Genomic DNA, 22,491 nt, shown 5'->3' on the forward strand with positions numbered 1-22,491 from the left:
GGCGCCCGGAGCGGGGTTTTTCCTGCCTGGTTAAGGTGTTCTGATGGCGCGGGGCCGAAATGGCTGGTGTCATGATCCGCCCCAGTCCCGAGCTCACCCACTCCCACGGCGCCTTGCCGGCGCCGGTGCGATTTGGATACGCCCGCCGGCGAGGCTGATCAAGGCTCCCGCGAGGGTTTGCTTCAGGACCGGCCGGCCAGTGGCGCGGGCATCGAGACTTGCGGCAATGGCCTCGTCCAATGCGGACAGCAGGGTTTCGACCTTGCCGAGTTCCGCCGGTCCTTCATGTCCGAGCGCATTGATGGCCCGCAGCAGGAGCCGCAGCCGGACCTCCTCCGGCAGGGCGGCAAAGGCCGAGGCCTCGAAGCTTCGGACGTCCGCCTGCGGCGCACCGCCGCGATCCCGCAGACGGAGGAAGCGCTCGGCGCCGTCGGCCAGCACCTCGACCGCCGCATTTGCCCGCGCCAGCCTTGCCGCGAGCCGCGCCAGATTGCGGGCATCGCCGCCCTCGGCCGCGAGAAGCGGCAGCAGCGCGCGCAGCCGCGGCCGGGTGAAGGCAGTGTCGCGGTTGGTGGGGTCCTCGACAAAGCCGACCTTCGCCCGCCTCAAGGTCGCGATCAGCTGCGATTTCGGAACATCGAGCAGCGGACGCGCCAGCACGATTCCGTCGCGCTCACTGAGGGGCGCCATGGCCGACAGCCCGGCCAGCCCGCTGCCGCGGAAGAGGCGCATCAACAGGGTCTCGGCCTGGTCGTCGCGGGTGTGGGCCGTCAGCACATGGCTCGCACCGGCGGCACGTGCGGCCTCTGCGAGCAGGCGGTAACGGGCCTCGCGCGCAGCGGCAGGCAGGCCCGTCTTCGGCTTTGCGCCACGCCAGCGCAGGGTCCGATGCGGCAATCCGAGCTGGTTCGCGAGCCGCTTGACCTCGCGTGCCTCGCGGGCTGCCTCGGGGCGCAGGCCGTGGTCGACGGTGACGACGGTGAGTTGCGGGCCGCGCGCGAGGCTGCGCTGCCAGCGGGCGGCAAGCCACATCAGCGCGACCGAGTCGGGCCCGCCGGAGACCGCGAGCACCAGCGCCGGCGCAGCCTTCAGGCCGGCGAAGAGCCGCCTCGCCTCGCGCGCCGAGATGGGAGAATTGTCGTCGTCTGACATGACGCGGCCCTGACAGTCGCCGGCGGATGGTTCCGATGTCTAGCGCAGCACCATCCGCGTTGTCAGGACCCCGGACGTCAGCACTTCACCCGCTTCTGTTCGCGGTCGACCGCGGCTTTGACGCCGGCGGAGGCACGCGGATATTTGCGGCCGATCTCGCCGAAGGCGGCGCAGGCGGCCTCCTTCTCCTTCAGCGCGGCGAGGGACTGGCCGAGCCGCAGCAGCGCATCCGGCGCCTTGGCCGATTTTTCGTATTTGGTGGTCACGGCGAGGAAGGCCTCCGCGGAGTCGCGATATTGCTGGCGCTGGAAGTAGCTCTCGCCGAGCCAGTATTGCGCGTCTCCGACGAGCGGGTCGCTCGGAAATTTCTGCGCAAAGTTCTTCATGGTCTGCTCGGCAAGCGCATAGTCCTTGCGCTGCATGTAGCCGATGCCGAGGTCGAACTCGTCGCGCGCCGTCGCCGAGGGCGGTAGCGTCGTCAGGCCAGTGCCGCCCGATGGCGCGGGATAGCCGGGTTGGGCCGGCGGATAGCCGGGCTGTGCGGCTGGCGGCACACCTTGCTGGTAGCGGGGGCTGGTATTGGCGAGATCGAGCGGCTCGCCGGCGCCACGGCCGCCGGGTGCCCCGCTCGGAGTTCCTGCCGGCATCGGCTGCTGGCCGCCGCCGAGCGCGCGCGGTGCGCCCGGCGCATTCGGGTTCTGGCTCGGGTCGAAGGCATCGCCGCGGCGGCGCGTGCCGGGTGCGCCGGGCGCCGGCTGCTCCTGAACGATCGGCGCGGGCGCGGCGATCTGCGGCTGCTCGTAGGTCGGCTGCACGGCCGGCTGTTGCGGCGGCTGGCGATAGCCGGGCGCAATCTGACTTGGTGCCACCTGCGCGGGCGGCATCGCCGCGACGGTGGGTGCCTGTCCGGGCGCGCCTTGCGCGCCGCCCTCGAGCGCCCGCAGCCGCTCTTCGAGCTGCCGGTTGCGGTATTGCAGCTCCTCGTTCTGGCCGGTGAGCTGGCGCAGCTGGTTCTCCAGCCGCTCGATCCGCATCTCCGGGTCGGCATCATCCGACTGCGCGAAGACCGATTGCGCAAGTGCGGGCGACCCCAAAGAAAGCAGCGCGGCGGTCGCCACGGTGCCGGTAAAGACCTTAAATCTGGATGACATCTTGCCCTGACGACAAAAGCGAATGGCCTGCGACGGAACATTCGACGCGCCACACATTGAAGTGGAGTACGCCAAAAATGTGACTGGTACCAAGGGGTTTTAAGTCACAGAATGCTGAAACGAAACCGGCGCCCGAGAGGGCGCCGGCATCATCCAATTCCGAAGCTGAACGGCACCTGACCGGACGTCAGGAGCTCGCGTTCAAGACAGTGACGGCGCGGCGGTTCTGCGACCAGCAGGAGATGTCGTTACAGACGGCCACCGGCCGCTCCTTGCCGTAGGAGATCGTGCGCATGCGATTCGGATCGATGCCGCGCGAGGCGAGGAACGAGCGCACCGACTGGGCACGGCGGGCGCCGAGCGCGATGTTGTATTCGCGGGTGCCGCGCTCGTCGGCATGACCTTCGATGGTGAAGCTGTAGCGCGGATAGGTCTGGAGCCACTGCGCCTGCTTCTCCAGGGTCACGATCGCCTGCGGGGTCAGATCAGTCTGGTCGCTTTCGAAGAACACGCGGTCGCCCACGTTGACGACGAAATCCTGCTGGCTGCCGGGCGTCGCCGCATTGGCCATCGCATCCGTCGCAGCATTCTTGTTGGCGCAGGCGCCCATCGACAGCGCGACGGCGAGCACCGCGGCCAGCTTCAATCCCTGGAGGATACGCATAGGATGTTTCATTCCGGAGCCTCCACGCTCACGTTAGTCCACTGCTGTCCGGTCTACAGGGGGTTGGTTAAGCGAACGTTCCGTCAACCTTGACGGAACCTTGCCACAGCCGGTCAAATGCCCCCAACCGGCGAAAAGCAACCGGCATGGTTAATGAGTTGTAAATGTGGCGCGAGGGTGAAGGCAAGCCGCGTCGGTCGGCAAACCCGCCGGCTTTTGCTGTAAATTTGGGCCGAATCGAAGGTGTGGATGGTCCTAAAGCATGATCCGGAAAAGTGCGAAGCGGTTTTCCGGAAAGATCATGCGTAAACAACAAGCTAAAGCGCGATGACGATTCATCCAAATCTCATCGCGCTTTAGCAGGCGGAGCCGAATGCTGGGGCCGTCACATCCAGGTTCCGCGGCGAGGTCAGCAGCACCGGCCGCGTGGCAGCCGGCCGCGAGGTGCTGCGCTCAAACAGCATGCGCCGCTCAAACGCACTGGAGCGCATGATCGGAAAGCGTGCCAGCACCTTATCCCGCTGCCGCCGGACGTCGGTGGCCATCAGGACCGCCTTTTTGGTGGGCCAGCCCGGAAAGCCCCGCGGCTCCGGTGAAATGGTCTCATGCAGGAAAATGCGACGGTAAAATGCCTGATGATCGGTCCGGATCATGGCAAGCCCGGTGTCGGCATTGAAATGATCGCACGCGACAAAGGCCAGGCGGACCGTCAGGTAGGGCAACTCGGGGAAGCGATGGTGCTTGTCGGGATCTGCAACAAGCCGGCACGGATCGACAAAGACCTCGCCGCGATCGAGGCGGGGATGCAGGATGTCGCCGAACACCTCGGTGGTATAGGACATCCGCCATTCCGACGTCAGAAGATGGATACGGACGGAGCTGCAAAGCTCTCCATCAACATAAATCCCGAAATTCCAGGTGTTGGGCGATTCGTCGAAGCGATCGCTGACGCGCAGTGAAGCGGACGGCTCGATCAGACCGGCCTGCAGATAGGCGCGGTAGCGCATCAAATACAGGTTGTCCTTGTCCTCGGGAGTCTCGATCAGTCGGTAATCGATACGGTCAAACAACGCGGCCCCTCGGGGAAGGAGCGCCGGGGTCGGTTCGGCTCCGGACTTCATCTGCTACCTCAAAACTCCAAGCAACTTCCGCGAGTAGCAGCAGATTAATGGTTCCTTAACGAAATTGCAAAGCTTTAGAACTGTTAGGGTTAACCTTTGCGGGTCCGCAAGATTACGGAGCAAGCGCGAGCCGATTGCGATGAAGGAGCCGCCGGAAAAGGATCAGGCCGATCGCGACGACACGAGGGCGAGCTGGTCGTCAGGCATACGACGGCCATGCGAGGCGTTGAGCAATTGGCGGATTCGCACCGCCGGAACGGGCCGGCTGAACAGGTAACCCTGCCCTTCGGTCACGGTGCCGTCGGCGCTGATCAGCTCGAGCTGCTCGTTGGTCTCGATACCCTCGACCACGACGGACATCCCGAGGTCGGCGGACAGCCGCGCGACGCCGCGCAGCAGCGTCAACGGCCGGTCGGCATCGATGCCTTCGAGGAAGGAGCGGTCGATCTTCACTTTCTGCATCGGGAAATTGTGCAGGTAGCTGAGGCTGGAGTAGCCGGTGCCGAAATCATCGAGCGAGATGCGCACGCCGAGCGCGTGCAGTTGCGACAGGATGTCGTGCGTGAGCTGGGTATTGCGCAGCAGCGAGGACTCGGTGATCTCGATCTCCAGTCGATGCGCCGGCAAGCCCGACACTTCGAGCGCGTAGCGGATTTCGCTCAAGACATCGCGCTGGTGGAATTGCTGCGGCGAGAAGTTGACGGCGACGCTGACGCTCTCCGGCCACTTCATGCATTCCATGCAGGCGCGGCGCAGGATCCAGCGGCCGAGATCGACGATCAGGCCCATGTCCTCGGCGACCGGGATGATATCGACCGGCGAAACCGTGCCGCGCACCGGATGATTCCAGCGCAGCAGCGCCTCACAGGTGGTGATCTTGCCGGACTTCAGATTGACCAGCGGCTGGAAGAACAGCTCGAATTCCTCGTTGGCGAGCGCCTTGCGCAGGTCGAGCTCGAGGATGCGGCGCGCCTCGACGGTCGCCGCCATCTCGTCGCGGAAGAAACAGAACGTGCCGCGGCCGTCGGCCTTGGCGCGATACAGCGCCATGTCGGCGTTCTTGAGCAGCGTATCGGCGCTGGTGCCGTCCGGCGAGGTCAGTGCGATGCCGACGCTGGCGCCGATCTCGACCAGGTGATTGTCGATGCGATACCGCTCGCTCAACCGCTCGACGATGCGGCGGGCGAGCGCTGCGGCGTCCTCGGGCGTGTTGAGGTTCTGCTGGAACACGACGAACTCGTCGCCGCCGAACCGGGCGACGAAATCCTCGGGGCGCAGCATCTCGCGCAGGCGGTTGGCGACGGCGCACAGGAGCTGGTCGCCGCAGGGATGGCCCAGCGTGTCGTTGACCTGCTTGAACTGGTCGAGGTCGATGAACAGCAGCGCGGAGAGCTGCCCCGCGTCGTGCGAGACAGCCAGCAGGTGCTCGATTTCGTCGCGAAAATTGACCCTGTTCGGCAGGGCCGTGAGGTCATCATAGCGCGCGAGGTGACTGATCTTGGCTTCGGCATTGCGCCGCTCCGTAATATCCTCGAGCAGCAGCACCGCTCCTCCGTCCGCCATCGGCTGAACGGTCCAGGACAGCGACCGATTTCGCTCGATGTTCGTATCGACGGTGATGATCTCATTCTCCCGCGAACTCTCGAGGCCAGCGATGATCTGCTCGCCGTTCGCAGCCGAGATGGCCCCGGCTTTGACACAGGCGGCGATGATGTCGCGTGCGCTGGCGCCGCTCTGCGGCAGATTATCGGGCAGGCTCATCATCGCGGCGAAACGGTGATTCATCACCGCGAGCTGCCCATCGAGGTGGAACATGCAAAGCCCGTGCGGCATGTTGTTCAGGGCAGTATCGAACTGACCCGCGAGCGCCGACTCGCGCTCACGCGCCACCACGGCTCCCATGAATATCCTGTGGAGGTTGGCCGAGAGCTGCATGATCGCGAGCAGGAAGGCAGCACTCACAACGGCCATTGCGATATAGTAGGGCGTGCCGCGCCACGCCAATGCCAAGACCGCCGGGGTGAAGATGAGCACCGCCTGAAAATGGAAGATCGACGGTCGTCCATACGCCCTTCCCGCTCCCCCTGCGGCAATGCCTGTAGTGACCGACAGAGCAATCATATGTGAGACCGCGTCGTCGGTAGCGAGCAGGGTCGTGCCGCACCAGGTGCCAATCGCAGCGGCCTGAATCATCGCCCCGATTTGATAGCGCGTCTGCCAGCGTTTGGCCGCCTCGGCGGTCACGTTCGACTTGCGCGCCTGATAGCGGCGCAAATCGATCGCCCGCACCGACCCGGCCAAGACGAGAAACGCCACACACGCCCAAACGAGGGGCTCGCCCGTCTTCAGTGCCGTCAGCGCAGCACCGATCGATACGAAGATGAGCCCGGCCAGCAGTGGTCCCGGCGCTTCAAAGAGCGAATCGATCTGCGCTGCCGGGTTGACCGGCGGCGGCTGCCCCTGCTCTCCGCTCTGGCTTGCGAACTGCATTTGGTTTGTACGCGCGTCCTGTTCGGCGCGTAGTCTTACCGAGCCGAGATGAAGCTTTCCTGAGGGAACATCGTTAAAGCCGAGTTGTTTTTCGGCAATAGCGAAGCGATTTCTTCTTACATATCAAGCAGCTAGGCAAGCCTTGCCGGGCACAAGGTGAAGGAAGTCTTGCCCTTCGCAACGAACGCGGAAAAATCGGCGCGCTTTTTCGAAAACATCGCGCGTCTGAACACGCGATGCTTCAACTGCGATGTTGTCAGCCCGACGTGGAGGACAGCAGCGGCGACCATGCCGGGTCGGAGGCGAAGCCCGGTGTCGGCACCTTCAGCTCGTTGCGGCCGGAGATGTCGACGGTGTAGAGCGAAGGCCCGCTGTTGCCGCCGGGATCGCGGAAGAACATCAGCACGCGGCCGTTCGGCGAGAAGGTCGGACCTTCATTGTGGAAGCCGGAGGTGAGCAGCCGCTCGCCGGAGCCGTCCGGCTTCATGACGCCGATCGAGAACTGCCCGCCGCCTTGCCTGGTGAAGGCGATGTAATCGCCCTTCGGCGACCACACCGGTGTCGAATAGCTGGCGTTGGTGTCATCCTTGGAGAAGGAGATGCGCTGCGCCTGTCCTCCGCCTGCCGCCATCACATAGATCTGCGACCTGCCGCCACGATCGGACTCGAAGCAGATACGGCTGCCGTCCGGTGAGTAAGACGGAGACGTGTCGATCGCCGGCGTGTCGGTGAGACGCGTGGTCGAGCGCGAGCGCAGATCCATCACGAACAGGTTGGAATTGCCGCCCTGTTGCAGGCTCATGATGACGCGCTGGCCGTCCGGCGAGAAGCGCGGCGCAAAGGTCATGCCGGGGAAGTTACCGACGATCTCGCGCTGGCCAGTCTCGATGTTGAAGAGATAGACCTTCGGATCGCCCTGGCCGAACTCCATGTAGGTGATCTCTTGCGAATTCGGCGAGAAGCGCGGCGTCAGCACGAGGTCGGAGCCGCGGGTCAGGTAGCGCACATTGGCGCCGTCCTGGTCCATCATGGCAAGCCGCTTGACGCGGCGCTCCTTCGATCCGGTCTCGTCAACGAACACGACGCGGCTGTCGAAATACCCCTTCTCGCCGGTCATACGCTCGTAGATCTGGTCGGAGATGATGTGGGCGATGCGGCGCCAATATTCCGGCGACGTGAAATATTGCTGTCCCGCGAGCTGCTGGCCGGTGACCACGTCCCACAGGCGGAATTCGGCCTTGAGGCGGCCGTCCGGCTGCCGCGTCATGCGGCCGGTGACGAGGGCCTGCGCGTTGATGGTCTTCCAGTTCTGGAATTGCGGTGCGACGTCGATGTTGCTGATGCGCTCGATGAAGGCGGCCTGATCGATCGGCGCGAACAGGCCCGAGCGCTTCAGGTTGTTGGTGATGACCTGCGTGACGCCGTTGCCGACGTCGCCGTCGGACGGGGAGCCTGGCACGAAGCCGGAGATCGCGATCGGGATCGGCTGGAATTCGGTGGGATCGATGCGAAGCCGCGGCTGACTCTGGGCGAAGGCGTGGCCGCCCCCGAGCATGGCAAGCGCCGATCCGGTGACGGTCATAAAACGGCGGCGGGTGATCGATCGGGCGTCATTCATTGCAAAATTCTTTTGTTCGGATGTCACAACATATCTTTCAGACCGAAGGTCATCGGAATGAGCTTCCAGCTCTCATACTGCTGCTTCGGCATGAACGAATAGACCTGGCACTGCACGATGGCGCGCTTGGCGCTCTCGGCAACCGCCTGAGCGATCGACCGCGACGGTCCCCTCACCGCGACGACGATGGGCTCGGATGCGAGCGATCCGTCGATCTTCATGGGAATGTCGATGTCGGCTTCGTATTGATCGGCGTCCTGCCCATTATAGGTGGGCGTGAAGCAGCGCTTGACCGCGCCCTGGAATGCACCGCGCCAGGTCGCGACATTGTTGGCGGCCGTCCCAGTCGCCGCCCCCAGAGAGGCCGACGCATTCAGCGCCGTGCCGGCAAGTTCGTGCCGGGTCGCGGCGCGCTTGTCGAGATCGCGCTGGATCTGCGCGGGATCGAAGGTGCGCTCCTTCGGCTTCGGCTGCTGCTGCGGCTGCACTGCCGCGACCTTCTGCTCCACGGGCTTGGGCGGCGGCTTCTTGGTCTCCAGCTTCTTCTGGAGCTCGGCGATCGGATCTTCCTTGGCCGGATCAGGCTTCTTTTCCTGCGGCTTCGGCTCTTCCTTCGGCTTGGCCTCGGCGACGGGCTTCGGCGGCTCGGGCTTCTTCTCCACCGGCTTCTCGACCGGCTTCGGCGGCGGCTCCGGCTGCGAATTGGTCTTGATCAGCTCTTTCTTCTCGGTGACCTTGCCGACCGCGTCTTCCTCCGGCTTGGCTTCCGCGATCTTCTCGACCTTGGGCTTCGGCTCTTCTTTCTTGCCGGTTTTCTGTCCCGCCATCATCTTGGCGAGCTGATCGGTGGAGATGATGTCGACCGGAAGCGACTCCTCCGGCGCGATGTAGGCCTTGCTGCTAAAGGTAAGGAGGCCCCATCCCAGCACCAGGACATGGAGGGCAATCGACGCAACGAGTGTCTTGTCGACGTTCACCTTCACGGCTTCAAGATCCCTGATCCGCTTCCGTGACGAGGGCCAGCTTCTTGAATCCGGCGCCGGACAACAGGCCCATCACCTTGGCCACCGTGCCGTAATCCGCCTTCTTGTCGGCGCGCAGATAGATGCGCTCCTCGAGCCCGCCGCGCGCGTCCGTGATCGCCTTCAGCTTGGGTATCAGCTCGTTGATCGCGATCTCGGCATCGTTGATGAACACCTTGCCCTTGATGTCGACCGACATCTGGATCGGCTTCTGGTCGTTGTTTTCGAGGCTCTTGGCCTGAGTCTGGGGCAGGTCGAGCGGCACGCCGACCGTCAACATCGGCGCGGACACCATGAAGATGATGAGCAGCACCAGCATCACGTCGACCATCGGCGTGACGTTGATCTCGGCCACGACCGGCTTGCGCCGGCCGCGGCGTCCACCGCCGCCGGACGAACTCGCAACGTTCATGGCCATGATCGCGTGCCCAAATTGCCCTTCACACTATACATGCCGTCCTTCAGCCCCGCTCGTCGATCTGACGGGACAAGATGGCTGAAAATTCATCAGCGAAGCCCTCCAGCCGCTGAGCCTGACGGTTCACCTCGGACGTGAACTTATTGTAGAAAATAGTGGCAGGAATGGCGGCGATAAGGCCGACTGCGGTCGCAAACAGCGCCTCGGCGATACCGGGGGCGACGACTGCCAGGGAGGTATTTTTCGACGCCGCGATGGACTGGAAGCTCGACATGATGCCCCAGACCGTGCCGAACAGGCCGACGAAAGGGCCGGCAGAGCCGACGGTCGCCAGCACCAGCAGGCGCCGTTCCAGGCGCTCGACTTCGCGCGCGATCGAGACGTTCATCACCTTGTCGATGCGCATCTGGAGCCCCGCGACCGAGCGGGCATGGCTCTCGAAGGAACGCTTCCACTCGCGCATCGCCGCCACGAAGCAGGCCGCCATGGAATGCGTCGGCTTGGCCGACAGCGTGCGATAGAGCTCCTCGATCGACTCGCCGGACCAGAACGCCTGCTCGAACCGGTCCATCGACCGCCGGGTGCGCGCGTAAAGAAAGACCTTGTCGATGGCGATCGCCCAGACCCAGACCGAGCAGGACAGAAGTCCCAGCATCACCGCTTTCACGATCCAGTGAGCCTGCCAGAACAGCGCAATCAGCGACACGTCGGCGGAGGCAGCAACCGGAAGGGCTGACTGAGCCACGTCGGCCGGATTCATAAGCAGTATCCTCTCAAGGCGATCGTTACCTAATGTCATTCGGCCAGCAAATCGCTGCCTGTATTCCCCAACAGCCGCGCTAGTACCGGCGCGCGGGCCAGCAAGCCCGCTCAAAGCCTTGTCTTTCTGAGGTGCAGGGCTGGTCCAAAGGCTCGTCCAAAGCCGGCCGCCTGCATTCCCCGCCAAGATGTCAAAACTAAGGGCCTCGACACGGCTTCGGGCGCGACTGTCCGCTCTTACCAGAGCCCGGCGATAGTTAATGCGGGGTTACCGGCCACGAATTTGGCTGCCGGAAAGGCAGGCAGCGCAGGGGGATGGCGGCGGGCGGCCATGGCTCGTGTCCGGACGCACCGCATCGTCGAAGCGACGCTGCGCTGCGTCCGAGGGCATAAGTTCCACGCGCACGTGCAACCGAGGGAACCTCCCTCGCCCCGGAATATTGTCCGGAAAATGACTTTCGGCGAGCCCCTGCCATGACCATCAACCCAAAGACGACCGCCGCCATCGGCGATCACCCGCTCCACCCCATGCTCATCCCGTTCCCCGTCGCGTTCCTGGTCGGCGCGCCCATTGCCGATCTGGCCTTCATCGGAACCGGCGACGCCTTCTGGGCGCGCGCCGCGATGTGGCTGATCGGCGCCGGCATCGTCATGGCGCTGGTTGCCGCCGTAGCCGGATTTACGGACTTCCTGAGCGAGCCGCGCATCCGCAGTCTCAATGACGCCTGGTACCACATGGTCGGCAATCTCACGGCCGTCGTGCTGGCACTGGTCAATTTCTATCTTCGCTACGCGCAAGGTGCGGAGGCTGCGATCAAGCCGTGGGGCGTGGTGCTTTCACTGATCGTGGTCGGCATCCTGCTGTTCACGGGATGGAAGGGGTGGGAGATGGTCTACCGGCATCACGTCGCCGTGCTGGATGCACCGGGCCAGACCAGCTCGGAGCCGGTCACGCCGCCTCATGGCGGCGAAAGCCACCGCCGCGCCGCCTAAAGCGCGATGAGATTTGGATGAATCGTCATCGCGCTTCAGCTTGTTGTTTACGCATGATCTTTCCGGAAAACCGCTTCGCACTTTTCCGGATCATGCTTTAAGCGAAGGACGTCTCAGGCGGCCAAGGCGGACTCGGGGCAGTTGGTCAGTCGCGCAGGATTGCCGACCGCCGTGCAGCCAGCGGGGACGTCGCTCGTCACGACAGTGCCGGCGCCGATTTTTGCGAGATCGCCGATGCTGATGTCGCCGAGGATGCTTGCGCCCGCGCCGATGTAGACGCCGCAGCCGATGCGCGGCGAGCGCGCCGGCAGTTCGCTGCTGCGGCCGATGCTGACGTTCTGAAGGATGGTGACGTCGTCGCCGACGACGACGTCGGCGCCGATCACGATGCCGGTGGCGTGATCGAGATACACGGCGGACCCGATGCTGGCCGTCGGATGAATACTGACCTGGAGCAGGTTCGACGCCTCGTTCTGAAACAGCAGCGCGGCATCGCGATGATCATGGCGCCAGAGCCAGTTCGAAACGCGCCAGGCCCGCAGCGCGATGTACCCCTTGTAATGAAGCAGTGGCGGCAGCAGGTCGGCGACGGCGGGGTCGCGGCGCGCGATGGCCAAGAGGTCTCGGCCGGCCGCTTCGATCAAGTCCGGCTCGCCCCGAAAGGCGGCGCGGCAAAAAGCCATGAAGCGCATGCGCTCCGTGGCATTGCTCGCAAGCCGCCTCCCGATGAGATCGGCCAGGGCCGCGGCGAAATCATCATGAGCGAGAATGGCACCGGCGACGGCTTTGCCGAAAACAGGATCGGCATTGGCCGAGCGCTGCGCCTCGTCGCGAACCTTTTGCCAAAGGCCGTCGCTACCCGCCATCGCAGCTTCCGCCATCGTCGCTCCGCTCGCCTGTGCCGTGACGGCGAATATAGGCGGTCCACATCGAGGCGCCAGTCTCGCCTCCGCGACGTGCTTGCTGTCGGCCGCGGGGCCTGACGATCGAGGCGCTGTACAAGCCAAACCGCCCGCCTGCGGGTCACGCAGACGGGCGGCTCGGGGCCATCAGGACTTTGGGGGCATGCGCCTGAAGGCTTTGAGAGGTGCGAACCTTCAGATCAGCCTTGCTGCTGGTCGGTCGGCGGCGGGGTCGGACGTGTCCGGTGCTGCGCCATGAACTGGTCGAACTCTTCCTTGTCCTTGGCGTGGCGCAGACGGGTCAGGAAATCCTTGAACTCGCGCTGCTCTTCCTCGAGGCGCTGCAGCGTCTCGGCGCGATATTCGTCGAAGGCGCGGTTGCCGGAGGACGGCGGGCCGAAGCCAAAGCCGAAGCCGCGGCGCTCCATGCGGTCACGCATGCGATCCATCTTGTACTGCATCCGCTCCATCTTGTTCTGCCAGCGATCCTGATGGCTCCAGCACGACATTCTTCTGCTCCCTAGTGTGAAAAAGAGAAGGGCAAGTCCGATCGGCCACCAAATGATGAAGCCGAGAATGGTCACGGCGATCCAGCCGGGATGCCAGGGCGTATCGAGCATTCCGGGACGCTCGTACTGTTGGTATTGGTCCGAAGGGCCGCGCCATCGATTGACATCAGCGGTGTAGGCCATTTCCCATCTCCATCACGGCATCCGCGCCGTTGTGAATGTAAATAACATTTACATAGCTAGACCATCCCGCGATTTTGTCAAGCTGGCCGCAAGACACGCCCGCGTGATTATTTGCGCAATCTTATTTCGGCTTGCCCCAGGGGCCGCCGGGCGGGACTCCCGAACCGGAGGGAGCCTCCGGCGGCACCGGCGGCGGCTCGGCACTCTTGCCGGCCGGACGGCGGTCAATCGGGAAGCCGAGCCCGCGCAGATAGATCAGCACCTCGGCCTCCAGCAGCTCGTCCGGCGACATCGGCAGCTTCCGCCGCGCTGCATCGCCACGCGAGAACAGCGAGGCGACGCCATGCGACATCGACCAGATGTGCAGCGCCATCATCATCGCCGGCGGACGGGGAGTGCCGGGCGGCGTGAGCGCGGCGAGGCGCTCGGCGGCGGCACGGATGATGTTGAAGGCCCGTTCACTGGCCGCCTGGAGCGCGGGATTGGCATCGACCGGCACGCCCGATTCGAACATCGCATTGTAGAAGGCGGGCTCCTCGCGGGCGAAGGCGAGATAGGCCTTGCCGACACGTTCGAACGCGGTGACCGTGTCGGGCCGCCCGTCATCCCAAGCCGCGGACAGGCGCGCCTCGAACTGCTCGAATCCACGCTGGGCGATCGAGGACAACAGCTCGTCACGGTCGCGGAAATGCCGATAGGGCGCCGCTGCGCTGACGCCGGCCATGCGCGCGGCATCGGCAAAGGTGAAGCCCGCCGCGCCCTTCTCGGCGATGAGGCCGAGAGCGGCCTGCAACAGGGCCTCCTTCAGATTGCCGTGGTGATAGCCGCGCTCGGCGCGGCGCTGCTCCTTGCGCCAGCTCATGTGAACGACCTTTACATGAGCCGGGCGTGAAGGTCACTAGCGGCGATGAGGCAGAATTAACTCCGTATTCTCCGCAGTCATTCCGGGACGGCTCGAAGAGCCGGACCCGGAATCTCGAGATTCCGGATCCGATGCTTCGCATCGCCCGGAATGACTGCAGGACCCCAACGGCCCCGCAAAGACCTCACCCGAAGCTACATCTGCGGAATGGGCAGCACCGGCATCACTTCGATCGCCTCGCCCGGAAAGATCGCGAAATGCGGATGGTTCTCGAACAGCTTGGCAGCTTCCTCTTGCGATGCGGCGCGCACTACGGTGAAACCGGTGAGCGCGTTGCTGATCTCGGTGATGCCATTCGCGTCGATCCTGCGGGTCTTGCCGAGCGGGCCGCCCAGATCGACGATGACCGACTTGTGCTTCTCGACCCAGCCGTGCCAGGCAGCCATGCCCTCCTGCTCCTTCGCCTTTCGCTCGGCCTCGGGCAGCGCGCGCCAGGCCGCCATTTTCGACCCGGTCATGCTGCCGAGATAGACGGCGAGGAATTTGTGTTCGGTGCTCATCGGCCTCTCCTCTGTTGATCGATTGATCTGTTGATCGGTTGACGACAGCCGCGATCTCATCGCGGCCGCGGTGGTTACTTCTTCAGTTCCTCCAAACCGGCGGCGGCCTGCTGCACGTCGGGCGGAAAATCGCTCATCTCCTGTACCTGCCGGATCTCGATGATTTCGTTCGGCGAAGCCGGGCACTTCTTCGCCCAGGCGATCGCCTCCTCGCGCGAGGCGACCTCGATCATCCAATAGCCGCCCAGGACTTCCTTGGCTTCCACGAAGGGCCCGTCGGTCACGACAGGCACGCCGGTCGCGAACGAGACGCGCGCGCCCATCGAGGGCGGATGCAGGCCGTCGAGCGTGATCAGCACGCCGGCATCCTTCAGCGCCTCGTTGTAGCGCATCATCGCGGCAACCCGCTCGGGATCGAGCTGCACGTCCGGCGGCGCGTTCTCGTAGCCAAGCGGAATCATCAGCATCATGAATCGCATGAGGTTTCCTTGCTTTCACTGTCGGGGCGAGCAGCGGCGGGGCCACGCCCTCACTTTCCAAGACGAATGAACTGTCAGGGAACCGACATGGATGACGAAAATTATCTGGCAGCTCGGCGCGCGGCGCCAGCTCGCCGTGCAAGGCGCGGCGAGCCTCCAAGGATGAAGCGGCCCGACGCAGCCGGGCCTTTGCCCTTGCCGCTGAAGAAGCGGCGGCCCCAGGCTGACGGAGATGGACTGGCGCTCTTCTTACCGCAACGGAAGCGAAGTAAAAGGCGCTGGCCGCCCGTGCGGCTTCCGTTTCCGCCAGAAGGACAGATCAGCCAATGCCGCAAGCCGCGCAAAAAGTCGCCCTCGTCACCGGAGCCGCACGCGGCATCGGGCTTGCGACCGCGAAGAAGTTCCTTTCCGAGGGCTGGCGCGTGGCGCTGCTCGATATCGAGGGCGACCTGCTCGGCCCCGCGATCGCCGACATCGGCCAAAACGAGGCGACGCTGGCGCTGACCTGCGATGTCTCCGACGCAGCCGCAGTCAGCGCTGCAATGACGACGATGGAGCGGCGGTTCGGCCGGTTGGATGCGCTGGTCAACAACGCCGGCATCGCGGTGTTCGCGCCGCTGATGGAGACGTCGGAGGCTGACTGGCGCCGCGTGCTCGAGGTCAACCTCACCGGACCGTTCCTCTGCACCAAGGCGGCGGTGCCGCTGATGCGTGACGGCAATGGCGGCGCCATCGTCAACATCACCTCGATCTCGGCCGTGCGTGCTTCGACGCTGCGTTCGGCCTACGGCACCAGCAAGGCGGGCCTTGCGCACCTCACCAAGCAGCTCGCGGTCGAGCTCGCTTCCCTCAACATCCGCGTCAACGCGGTTGCGCCGGGACCGGTCGACACAGCGATGGCGAAGCAGGTGCACACCAAGGAGATCCGCGCCGATTACCACGATGCCATCCCGCTCAACCGCTACGGCCTGGAGGAGGAACTCGCGGAAGCGATCTACTTTCTGTGCTCGGAACGCGCCAGCTACATCACCGGCCAAATTTTGGCCGTCGATGGCGGTTTCGATGCGGCAGGTATCGGCCTGCCGACGCTGCGCGGCCAGCGCCGCAACGGGTAGGAGTGCTCATGCAACGCGCCGCGTTCGTCACCATCACGATGCTCGCGGCCGTGTTGATCGCGGCGACACCGGCGCGAGCCGAGATCCGCATCATCCAGTCCCCAGGCGGACAGGTCGGGCCCTTCCTCGATCTGTTCGAGAAAGTGCGCGAGAGCGGCGAGCGCGTGGTGATCGATGGTCCCTGCCTGTCCGCCTGCACGCTGGTGCTCAGCATCGTCCCAGGCGAGCGCATCTGCGTCACCAAGCGCGCGGTGCTCGGGTTCCACGCCGCGCGCTCGGTGGACCGGCGCGGACATTTCTATGCCGAGCCGGAGGCATCGGTCGCGGTGCTTGCCGCCTATCCCGGCCCGGTGCGCGACTGGATCAGCCGCCGTGGCGGCCTCACCTCGCGGTTGCTCCTGTTGAAGGGACGTGATCTCGCCGCGATCTATCCGCGTTGTCGCTGATGAAAGCCGGCAGCCGCCAGGCGCGTGACGTGAATGAGCGCTGGGAACCGCATCACATCGAAGGCGATTTGCCTGGCTGGTTCGAGGCCATACGCCATGTTACCTGCGCTCGCATCCAGCGTGCGCACGGGTGATCTGCGCCATCAGGCGCTGGCTACGTTCAGAAAAGAGTCTGTATCACCGGCACCAGCTTTGCGCTGGCGCAGATGAGCATTCCCCAAAGAGCAAAATTGATCTGTAGCGCCGCCGCCATCGGTCGCTCCCTTGCAAGTGACGTCCATCCCAGTTTGTAGCTTTTATGAATCACCAATAGCGATTCTGGCGTGCAGATCACAGCCCAATATTGCGCCAATTGTTGTGCGATGCAGTTGGTTTCACGAAGCGGCCTCACTGCGCCCGCAAAGTGATGCGAAAGCAGGAGTCACATTCGTCCATGCCGGCAGATTTGTTTTTGCTTTGAGTTCCATCGAACTGACGTGGTGCGTGTGTCTCACCCGCATTCTGCGCGTCCCATACGTAGCGAAGGCCTGGCATGATTCGATACGGCTTCATCTTGCTCACTTTTTGCACAGCGCTGCTCGGAGGCGCAGGCGCTCCAGCGCAGGAACGTCGCCCCATCGCATGGGATGGTCTTGGCAAGGATCCGAACCGTCCTCACGTCGCGAAGCGGGGCGTCACGGACCACGCACTCACGGCAAGTGATCCCAATCAGGAGCGGGAAAGGGTACTCGGTACTTTGCGTCCATATTCCGAGGCATGGTGGGCGGTCCATGACGAAATACAGGCGGAGAACGACAGGCAGCTCGGCAGCAAGCTCGTGATCTGTCCTCGTTGCCTGGAGCCTTCGCCGCGCGAGGACGTCACCGGGTCGATCCGGTGAGAGGACAGACGGCCGATCGGCGCCGTAACGAGTCCATGCATATCCCTCTCCCGCAGCATCGAGAGAGGGGACCGCAACTCAACGGATCGCGCGCGCGGTCGCGCCCGTCACATTCCCTCCGCCGGGCAGTTCACCATCCAGGGAATGCCGAACTTGTCGACGCACATGCCAAAGCCCTTGGCCCAGAAGGTCTTGCTGAAGGGCATGGTGAGGCTGCCCCCGTCGGCCAGCGCGTTGAACTTGCGCTCGGCATCCGCGAGATCCGTGATCGTGAGGGAAATCGAGAAGCCCTGCGGCTTCTGAAAATGCTCGGGCGGCGCGTCGGAGGCCATCAATACGCTGCCGTCGGGCAGCGACATGCGCGCATGCATGATCATCTTCTCGCGGCCGGGTGCCGCGGGCATGTCCGGCGGCGCCTCCGAGGCCCGCATCATTGCATCGATCTTGCCGCCGAGAACCTTTGCGTAGTAGTTGAACGCCGCTTCGCAGGTGTCCTGATAGAACAGATACGGATTGAGCATCGTTTCTCTCCTCTTCTTCGTTCGCAGTGAGACCTATTGCTTCTCGGTGAGCTTCTTCAGGCCGGCGAGGCCCGCTTCGAAATCCTTGCCGATCATGCTGTCCATGTTGATGAAGACCTGCATCAGCTTGGACAGGAACGGGGCCGGACCGTACATCGCCCATGTGACGAGTGTGGCATCGCCTTGCGGCACAAAGGTGAACTCGGCGACATTGTGCCCTTCAAATGGCCGCTCGAAATCCAGCTTGATGCGGAGCTTCGAGGGCCCGTTCGCCTCCAGGATCTCCATGTGGCCGGCACCGACATTGTTGTTGCCGTCCCAGGCATAGGTCGCCCCCTTCCCCGCCGCGGTTCCGCCGAACGTCCGCTTCATGGCGGGATCGCGTCCCTCATAGGGCGACCAGGCGGTCCAACGGCGGAAATCGGCAACCAGTGGATAAATCGCATCGGCCCGCGCCTTCACGGCGAGGCTGCGCTCGACGCGGAATGTGTCAGGCTTGGTGAGGGCGAAGACGAGAATGCCTGCGATTCCGATCGCGAGCACGACGGCAATGATGGCAACGGCTCTCAGCATGAATGGCTCCTTGGATACCGGATTAAGACGAAAGGGCGCGGCAGGGGCCGACAGGAGCCGATGAGATTTTTCTTGCCCGTCATTCCGGGATGGTCCGAAGGACCAAATCTCGAGATTCCGGGTTCGCCCTCCGGGCGCCCCGGAATGACCGTGAGACATCATTTCGCCTTGGCGCTCTCCTTCGGCTTCGGCTGGCTGTCCCGGATCAGGCGATCGAGATGCATGCGGATGTGGGCGGCTTCGGCCGATGTATTGGCGAGCGCGATGGCGCGGTCGAAGGCGATGCGGGCTTCGTCGTTGCGGCCGAGCTGCATCAGGAAGGCGCCGCGCACGCCGTAGAAATGGAAGTAGTTGGCGAGCTTCGGCGCCAGCGGCTCGATCAGGTCGAGCGCAGCCTGGGGCCCGCGCACCTTCGAGACCGCGACCGCGCGGTTGAGTGTCACCACCGGCGAGGGCTGCACCACTTCGAGCGCCCCATAGAGCAGATCGATCTGGGTCCAGTCGGTCTCCCCCGGCGTCGCTGCGCGCGCATGCAGCGCGGCGATGGCGGCCTGGATCTGGTAGGGTCCGCTGCGGCGGTGGCGCATCGTCTTGTCGATCAGCGCGAGGCCTTCTGCAATCATGGTGCCGTTCCACAAGGAACGATCCTGATCGTCCAGCAGGATCAGCGATCCGTCCTCGGCAAAGCGCGCGGCGCTGCGCGCATGTTGCAAGAGAATCAGCGCCGTCAGGCCCATGATCTCCGGCTCGCTCGGAAACAGCCGCAGCAGCAACCGCGCCAGCCGGATCGCCTCCTCGCACAGCGGCTTCCTGATTTCGGCGGTGTCGCCACTCGCCGAATAGCCTTCGTTGAAGATCAGGTAGATCATCGCCGCGACTCCGGCGAGCCGTTCGGAGCGCTCGACCGCGCCGGGCGCCTCGAACGGCGTCCCGGCCTCGGCGACCTTCGCCTTGGCGCGCGTGATGCGCTGCTCCATCGCGGCTTCCGAGACCAGGAACGCGCGCGCGATCTGCTTCACCGTGAGGCCGGAGACGATGCGCAACGCCAGCGCGATCTGCTGCGTCGCCGGCAGCCCTGGATGGCAGCAGATGAACATCAGCCGCAAAATGTCGTCGCGATAGTGTGAGCCGTCGAGCCGCTCGGCGAGCGCGCCCTCGGCGTCGTCGAGATCGGAGATCGCCTGGTCGTCCTCGGGCAGCGGCTGTTGCTTGCGCGCGCGCCGCACCTCGTCGATTGCGACGTTGCGGCCGACCATGATCAGCCAGGCCGCGGGATCGCGCGGCGGCCCGTTCTGCGGCCAGGTTTTCAGCGCGCGCAGGCAGGCGTTCTGAAACGCCTCCTCTGCGGTATCAAGATCGCGGAAATAGCGCAGCAGCGCGCCCACCGCCTGGGGTCGCGCCGAGGTCAGCGCAGTCTCGATCCAAGCGGTGTCGGCATCGCTCACGTCAGGTTTCCTCCGGGCCGGAAGACGCCGACGGGACGCACCTCGTAGGCGCCGCCGGGATTGGCGGCTCCAAGCTCACGCGCGACGTCGAGCGCGTCGTCGAGATTCTTGCAGTCGACGATGTAGAAGCCGAGCAGCTGCTCCTTGGTCTCGGCATAGGGACCGTCGAGCACCAGTGGCGGATCCTCCTTGCGCAGCGTCGCCGCCGCGGTCGTCGGCAACAGCCGCGCCACCGGCCCGAGCCGGCCCTGTTTGGTGAGCTTCTCCTGAACCACGGCGAGCTTCTTCATCACGGCCTCGTCCTGGTCCTTGCTCCAGGAGCCGACGAAGTCCTCATCGTGATAGCAAAGAATGGCGTAAAGCATGGCCGGCACTTTCCTCGTCTGTTCTGAAGACGCGCCAATATGCCCCGCCCCGACAGGGCTGCGGAAAAAATTTGCAAGAAAAATCCGGCAGATCGTGCCAAGGAGGGTCCTTCATCAAGCGGAACCGACGAGGCACTTCGAATGACCCTGGGCACACTGGCCGTCCTCATCAACAGCACACAGCAGAACTGGCTGCCGGAGCGCTGGAAGGCCCGGTTCGAAGCGGTCTGCGGCGACCGCCGCGTGGTGCTGCTGCCGGACGCCGGGCTCGATCCGGCGGAGGTGCACTATGCGGCGGTGTGGAAGCCGGTGCCGGGCGATCTCGGTGCGTTCCCCAATCTTCGGGCCATCTTCAATCTCGGCGCGGGCGTTGATGCGCTGATGGCGGACAGGAGCCTGCCCGATGTGCCGCTGGTGCGCGTCGCCGTGCCCGATCTCACCAATCGCATGACCGAATATGTCGTCCTGCACGTGCTGATGCATCACCGCCAGGAGCTTTACCTCAGGCAATCGCAGCGCGAGAAACGCTGGGAACCAAAATATCAGTGGCCGGCAAGCGCGATCACGGTCGGCGTCATGGGATTGGGCACACTGGGGGCCGATGCGGCCGACGTGCTGCGGCGGCTCGGCTTCCGTGTCGCCGGCTGGAGCCGCAGCCCGCGGACGATCGACGGCGTGGTGTGCTTCCACGGCGCTGCGCAGATCGACGCGTTTCTGCGCACGACCGACATTCTGGTCTGCCTGCTCCCGCTGACGCCTGACACAAACGGCATCCTCAAGCGCGACCTCTTCACAAGGCTCCACCGCAACAGCCCGCTCGGCGCGCCCGTGCTGATCAATGCCGGCCGCGGTGGTCTGCAGAACGAATCGGACATTCTCGCCTGTCTCGACGACGGCACGCTGGGCGCCGCCTCGCTCGACGTCTTCGTGCAGGAGCCGCAGCCGAAGGACAGCCCGTTCTGGACCCATCCCAAGGTGGTGTTGACGCCACACAATGCCGCCGACACCGATGCGGACGCGATCTCGGCCTATGTCGCCGAGCAGATCGCGCGGTTCGAGGCCGGCGGCGCACTGGAGAACGTGGTGGACCGGGTCAGGGGGTATTGAGGCCGGCGGAGAGGCGTACGACCGTCTCGTAGTCGCGGTCGTCCCCACATGCTCGGACCGATCAGGGACTTTTCCGGCAAGCCGCTCGGCGCCGTCGAGCTCGTGATGGACAATGCCGATTACGAGGCCTCGGCCGACCGTGCCTGGTGGCTTTCAATCGGCATCGCCGCGCTGGGCTCGTGCGCGCGACAGAAGAGATCGGCGCGCAGGTCATTGCCGTGCAAGGCGAGACATCAGGCGCCGACGGCATCGCAGCCACGGGTGCGGCCGCGGAGGAAGTGCTGGGCTCGACCATCGAGCTGTCGAAGCAGTCGCAGCGGCTGCGCGACGAGGTCGATCTTTTTCTTGCGCAGATCCGCGCGGCGTAGCTGGCAATTGCGCGCAGGGGCCGGGACGACAGCTAGGACTTGGCTCCCACCATCACATCGATCGCGCCCTTCACGATCGCCTCGAGCTCCTTGCGCGGGACGCGCGCGCGCGAGCGGATGGCGATGGTGTGGATGGTGGCGGAGGCGATCTGTGCCAGCGCGACTGGATCGGCGCTCTCTCGCAACTCGCCTTTCTCCTTGGCGCGGCGGAAGCAACTGGCAAAAGCCTTGTCGAGTCCGGTGAGACCGTCGAGCACCATGGCGCGGATCTCGGGATCGCCAACGGCCTCGGACGCCGCGGTCACGACCGTGAAGCAGCCGCGCGGGCCGGTGTCACCGGACAGATAGATGTCCAGCGCGGACGCGTAGATGCGCTCCAGCCGCTGCCGCAGCGGCATCTCCTGGCGAAAAATCTCGACCATGGAAGCGCCGGCCTCCTCGCGATAGCGCTGGTAGCTCTTGATGTAGAGCTCGCGCTTGTCGCCGAAGGCGCCGTAAAGGCTCGGCCGGTTCATGCCGGTCGCTTCACTGAGATCGTCGAGCGAGGTGGCCGCGAAGCCTTGCTTGCGGAACAGATCGAGCGCCTTGCCGAGCGCGACATCGGGCTCGTAGGCGCGGGGACGGCCTCGGCGCTTAGGTTCGCCGCGGCGCTCGGGCTCATTGGCAGCAGCTGGCGGCTTCGATTTTTGTACCATTTCGCAAAATAATCCTTGACCACGCCCATATTATGCAAGATGGTACAAAAATCAATCTGGCCAGGTTGAGCGACACCCAAAGAGGAATTGCCC

Annotated in this window: 25 protein-coding genes; 6 read left to right on the forward strand and 19 right to left on the reverse strand. The window is 64.5% G+C overall.

Annotation, left to right across the window (positions count from 1 at the left end; genetic code table 11):
* Window positions 1–93: 93 nt before the first annotated feature.
* The 9 genes from tilS to tolQ all read right to left on the reverse strand — a co-directional run bounded on the left by tilS (window position 94) and on the right by tolQ (window position 10,396).
* Window positions 94–1,152 (reverse strand): tRNA lysidine(34) synthetase TilS, encoded by a 1,059-nt coding sequence (gene tilS, locus P6U27_RS33145; RefSeq protein WP_407120775.1) that lies wholly within the window; start codon window positions 1,150–1,152, stop codon window positions 94–96.
* A gap of 77 nt (window positions 1,153–1,229) precedes the next feature.
* Complete coding sequence (gene ybgF / locus P6U27_RS33150) at window positions 1,230–2,303, reverse strand: tol-pal system protein YbgF (protein ID WP_407193371.1); 1,074 nt, start codon at window positions 2,301–2,303, stop codon at window positions 1,230–1,232.
* 187 nt (window positions 2,304–2,490) lie between these two features.
* Window positions 2,491–2,979: a peptidoglycan-associated lipoprotein Pal gene (gene pal / locus P6U27_RS33155; RefSeq protein ID WP_018641585.1), complete on the reverse strand. Its 489-nt coding sequence runs from the start codon at window positions 2,977–2,979 to the stop codon at window positions 2,491–2,493.
* A 344-nt stretch (window positions 2,980–3,323) separates the two neighbouring features.
* Window positions 3,324–4,088: an N-acyl amino acid synthase FeeM domain-containing protein gene (locus P6U27_RS33160; RefSeq protein ID WP_209295110.1), complete on the reverse strand. Its 765-nt coding sequence runs from the start codon at window positions 4,086–4,088 to the stop codon at window positions 3,324–3,326.
* A 162-nt stretch (window positions 4,089–4,250) separates the two neighbouring features.
* Complete coding sequence (locus P6U27_RS33165) at window positions 4,251–6,578, reverse strand: bifunctional diguanylate cyclase/phosphodiesterase (RefSeq protein ID WP_122405629.1); 2,328 nt, start codon at window positions 6,576–6,578, stop codon at window positions 4,251–4,253.
* Between the two features lie 256 nt (window positions 6,579–6,834).
* Window positions 6,835–8,196 carry a Tol-Pal system beta propeller repeat protein TolB gene (gene tolB / locus P6U27_RS33170; RefSeq protein ID WP_174221611.1) on the reverse strand — a complete coding sequence of 454 codons (1,362 nt, stop codon included), beginning with the start codon at window positions 8,194–8,196 and terminating at the stop codon, window positions 6,835–6,837.
* A 23-nt stretch (window positions 8,197–8,219) separates the two neighbouring features.
* Window positions 8,220–9,179 carry a protein TolA gene (locus tag P6U27_RS33175; protein ID WP_122405630.1) on the reverse strand — a complete coding sequence of 320 codons (960 nt, stop codon included), beginning with the start codon at window positions 9,177–9,179 and terminating at the stop codon, window positions 8,220–8,222.
* Window positions 9,180–9,183: 4 nt separating this feature from the next.
* Complete coding sequence (tolR, locus tag P6U27_RS33180) at window positions 9,184–9,636, reverse strand: protein TolR (protein ID WP_122405631.1); 453 nt, start codon at window positions 9,634–9,636, stop codon at window positions 9,184–9,186.
* Window positions 9,637–9,679: 43 nt separating this feature from the next.
* Entirely contained in the window at window positions 9,680–10,396 is a 717-nt protein-coding gene (gene tolQ / locus P6U27_RS33185; RefSeq protein ID WP_122405632.1) for a protein TolQ, read from the reverse strand.
* A 473-nt stretch (window positions 10,397–10,869) separates the two neighbouring features.
* Between tolQ and P6U27_RS33190 the strand changes: the two genes are divergently transcribed.
* On the forward strand, window positions 10,870–11,388 hold the full coding sequence (locus P6U27_RS33190; protein WP_407193372.1) for a DUF2231 domain-containing protein: 519 nt from the start codon (window positions 10,870–10,872) through the stop codon (window positions 11,386–11,388).
* A gap of 113 nt (window positions 11,389–11,501) precedes the next feature.
* On the opposite strand, the gene P6U27_RS33195 is transcribed toward P6U27_RS33190, so the two are convergent.
* The 5 genes from P6U27_RS33195 to P6U27_RS33215 form a co-directional block, all read right to left on the reverse strand.
* A complete protein-coding gene (locus P6U27_RS33195; protein ID WP_407193373.1) occupies window positions 11,502–12,269 on the reverse strand; it encodes a serine acetyltransferase in 768 nt (255 codons plus the stop codon).
* A 221-nt stretch (window positions 12,270–12,490) separates the two neighbouring features.
* Window positions 12,491–12,982, reverse strand: coding sequence for a DUF2852 domain-containing protein (locus tag P6U27_RS33200; RefSeq protein ID WP_129144384.1), 492 nt, complete (start codon window positions 12,980–12,982; stop codon window positions 12,491–12,493).
* A gap of 121 nt (window positions 12,983–13,103) precedes the next feature.
* Complete coding sequence (locus tag P6U27_RS33205; RefSeq protein WP_122405636.1) at window positions 13,104–13,844, reverse strand: TetR/AcrR family transcriptional regulator; 741 nt, start codon at window positions 13,842–13,844, stop codon at window positions 13,104–13,106.
* Between the two features lie 194 nt (window positions 13,845–14,038).
* Complete coding sequence (locus P6U27_RS33210) at window positions 14,039–14,404, reverse strand: YciI family protein (protein ID WP_122405637.1); 366 nt, start codon at window positions 14,402–14,404, stop codon at window positions 14,039–14,041.
* 74 nt (window positions 14,405–14,478) lie between these two features.
* On the reverse strand, window positions 14,479–14,883 hold the full coding sequence (locus P6U27_RS33215; protein ID WP_122405638.1) for a YciI family protein: 405 nt from the start codon (window positions 14,881–14,883) through the stop codon (window positions 14,479–14,481).
* Window positions 14,884–15,209: 326 nt separating this feature from the next.
* Between P6U27_RS33215 and P6U27_RS33220 the strand changes: the two genes are divergently transcribed.
* The 3 genes from P6U27_RS33220 (at window position 15,210) to P6U27_RS33230 (ending at window position 17,324) form a co-directional block, all read left to right on the forward strand.
* Window positions 15,210–15,998 (forward strand): SDR family NAD(P)-dependent oxidoreductase, encoded by a 789-nt coding sequence (locus tag P6U27_RS33220; RefSeq protein ID WP_122405639.1) that lies wholly within the window; start codon window positions 15,210–15,212, stop codon window positions 15,996–15,998.
* A gap of 8 nt (window positions 15,999–16,006) precedes the next feature.
* Window positions 16,007–16,444: a hypothetical protein gene (locus P6U27_RS33225; RefSeq protein ID WP_122405640.1), complete on the forward strand. Its 438-nt coding sequence runs from the start codon at window positions 16,007–16,009 to the stop codon at window positions 16,442–16,444.
* Between the two features lie 532 nt (window positions 16,445–16,976).
* Entirely contained in the window at window positions 16,977–17,324 is a 348-nt protein-coding gene (locus P6U27_RS33230; protein ID WP_407120766.1) for a hypothetical protein, read from the forward strand.
* A 107-nt stretch (window positions 17,325–17,431) separates the two neighbouring features.
* Here P6U27_RS33230 and P6U27_RS33235 read toward each other — a convergent pair whose 3' ends face one another.
* From P6U27_RS33235 to P6U27_RS33250, 4 genes are all read right to left on the reverse strand, one after another.
* Window positions 17,432–17,845, reverse strand: coding sequence for a VOC family protein (locus P6U27_RS33235; RefSeq protein ID WP_407193374.1), 414 nt, complete (start codon window positions 17,843–17,845; stop codon window positions 17,432–17,434).
* Between the two features lie 33 nt (window positions 17,846–17,878).
* The gene (locus P6U27_RS33240) at window positions 17,879–18,418 is read right to left on the reverse strand and encodes an SRPBCC family protein (RefSeq protein ID WP_129144388.1); all 540 of its coding nucleotides are present in this window, start codon (window positions 18,416–18,418) and stop codon (window positions 17,879–17,881) included.
* 158 nt (window positions 18,419–18,576) lie between these two features.
* Window positions 18,577–19,863: an RNA polymerase sigma factor gene (locus P6U27_RS33245; RefSeq protein ID WP_407193375.1), complete on the reverse strand. Its 1,287-nt coding sequence runs from the start codon at window positions 19,861–19,863 to the stop codon at window positions 18,577–18,579.
* Entirely contained in the window at window positions 19,860–20,228 is a 369-nt protein-coding gene (locus P6U27_RS33250) for a YciI family protein (RefSeq protein ID WP_024337611.1), read from the reverse strand. The genes P6U27_RS33245 and P6U27_RS33250 overlap by 4 nt, the downstream gene beginning before the upstream one ends.
* Before the next feature lie 141 nt (window positions 20,229–20,369).
* Here P6U27_RS33250 and P6U27_RS33255 point away from each other — a divergent pair, with 141 nt between their 5' ends.
* Entirely contained in the window at window positions 20,370–21,335 is a 966-nt protein-coding gene (locus tag P6U27_RS33255) for a 2-hydroxyacid dehydrogenase (protein ID WP_407193376.1), read from the forward strand.
* A gap of 179 nt (window positions 21,336–21,514) precedes the next feature.
* Window positions 21,515–21,703, forward strand: a complete 189-nt coding sequence (locus P6U27_RS33260; protein ID WP_407193377.1) for a hypothetical protein — start codon at window positions 21,515–21,517, stop codon at window positions 21,701–21,703.
* 32 nt (window positions 21,704–21,735) lie between these two features.
* Here P6U27_RS33260 and P6U27_RS33265 read toward each other — a convergent pair whose 3' ends face one another.
* The gene (locus P6U27_RS33265) at window positions 21,736–22,398 is read right to left on the reverse strand and encodes a TetR/AcrR family transcriptional regulator (protein ID WP_129144389.1); all 663 of its coding nucleotides are present in this window, start codon (window positions 22,396–22,398) and stop codon (window positions 21,736–21,738) included.
* Window positions 22,399–22,491 lie beyond the last annotated feature (93 nt).

It is taken from the genome of Bradyrhizobium sp. STM 3566 (assembly GCF_045571445.1).
GTDB lineage: Bacteria > Pseudomonadota > Alphaproteobacteria > Rhizobiales > Xanthobacteraceae > Bradyrhizobium > Bradyrhizobium vignae.

Coding starts and splice junctions, on each gene's coding strand:
- tilS (WP_407120775.1), bottom strand. CDS start 1,152: ATGTCAGACGACGACAATTCTCCCATCTCGGCGCGCGAGGCGAGGCGG.
- ybgF (WP_407193371.1), bottom strand. CDS start 2,303: ATGTCATCCAGATTTAAGGTCTTTACCGGCACCGTGGCGACCGCCGCG.
- pal (WP_018641585.1), bottom strand. CDS start 2,979: ATGAAACATCCTATGCGTATCCTCCAGGGATTGAAGCTGGCCGCGGTG.
- P6U27_RS33160 (WP_209295110.1), bottom strand. CDS start 4,088: ATGAAGTCCGGAGCCGAACCGACCCCGGCGCTCCTTCCCCGAGGGGCC.
- P6U27_RS33165 (WP_122405629.1), bottom strand. CDS start 6,578: ATGCAGTTCGCAAGCCAGAGCGGAGAGCAGGGGCAGCCGCCGCCGGTC.
- tolB (WP_174221611.1), bottom strand. CDS start 8,196: ATGAATGACGCCCGATCGATCACCCGCCGCCGTTTTATGACCGTCACC.
- tolR (WP_122405631.1), bottom strand. CDS start 9,636: ATGGCCATGAACGTTGCGAGTTCGTCCGGCGGCGGTGGACGCCGCGGC.
- tolQ (WP_122405632.1), bottom strand. CDS start 10,396: ATGAATCCGGCCGACGTGGCTCAGTCAGCCCTTCCGGTTGCTGCCTCC.
- P6U27_RS33190 (WP_407193372.1), top strand. CDS start 10,870: ATGACCATCAACCCAAAGACGACCGCCGCCATCGGCGATCACCCGCTC.
- P6U27_RS33195 (WP_407193373.1), bottom strand. CDS start 12,269: ATGGCGGAAGCTGCGATGGCGGGTAGCGACGGCCTTTGGCAAAAGGTT.
- P6U27_RS33200 (WP_129144384.1), bottom strand. CDS start 12,982: ATGGCCTACACCGCTGATGTCAATCGATGGCGCGGCCCTTCGGACCAA.
- P6U27_RS33205 (WP_122405636.1), bottom strand. CDS start 13,844: ATGAGCTGGCGCAAGGAGCAGCGCCGCGCCGAGCGCGGCTATCACCAC.
- P6U27_RS33210 (WP_122405637.1), bottom strand. CDS start 14,404: ATGAGCACCGAACACAAATTCCTCGCCGTCTATCTCGGCAGCATGACC.
- P6U27_RS33215 (WP_122405638.1), bottom strand. CDS start 14,883: ATGCGATTCATGATGCTGATGATTCCGCTTGGCTACGAGAACGCGCCG.
- P6U27_RS33220 (WP_122405639.1), top strand. CDS start 15,210: ATGCCGCAAGCCGCGCAAAAAGTCGCCCTCGTCACCGGAGCCGCACGC.
- P6U27_RS33225 (WP_122405640.1), top strand. CDS start 16,007: ATGCAACGCGCCGCGTTCGTCACCATCACGATGCTCGCGGCCGTGTTG.
- P6U27_RS33230 (WP_407120766.1), top strand. CDS start 16,977: ATGATTCGATACGGCTTCATCTTGCTCACTTTTTGCACAGCGCTGCTC.
- P6U27_RS33235 (WP_407193374.1), bottom strand. CDS start 17,845: ATGCTCAATCCGTATCTGTTCTATCAGGACACCTGCGAAGCGGCGTTC.
- P6U27_RS33240 (WP_129144388.1), bottom strand. CDS start 18,418: ATGCTGAGAGCCGTTGCCATCATTGCCGTCGTGCTCGCGATCGGAATC.
- P6U27_RS33250 (WP_024337611.1), bottom strand. CDS start 20,228: ATGCTTTACGCCATTCTTTGCTATCACGATGAGGACTTCGTCGGCTCC.
- P6U27_RS33255 (WP_407193376.1), top strand. CDS start 20,370: ATGACCCTGGGCACACTGGCCGTCCTCATCAACAGCACACAGCAGAAC.
- P6U27_RS33265 (WP_129144389.1), bottom strand. CDS start 22,398: ATGGTACAAAAATCGAAGCCGCCAGCTGCTGCCAATGAGCCCGAGCGC.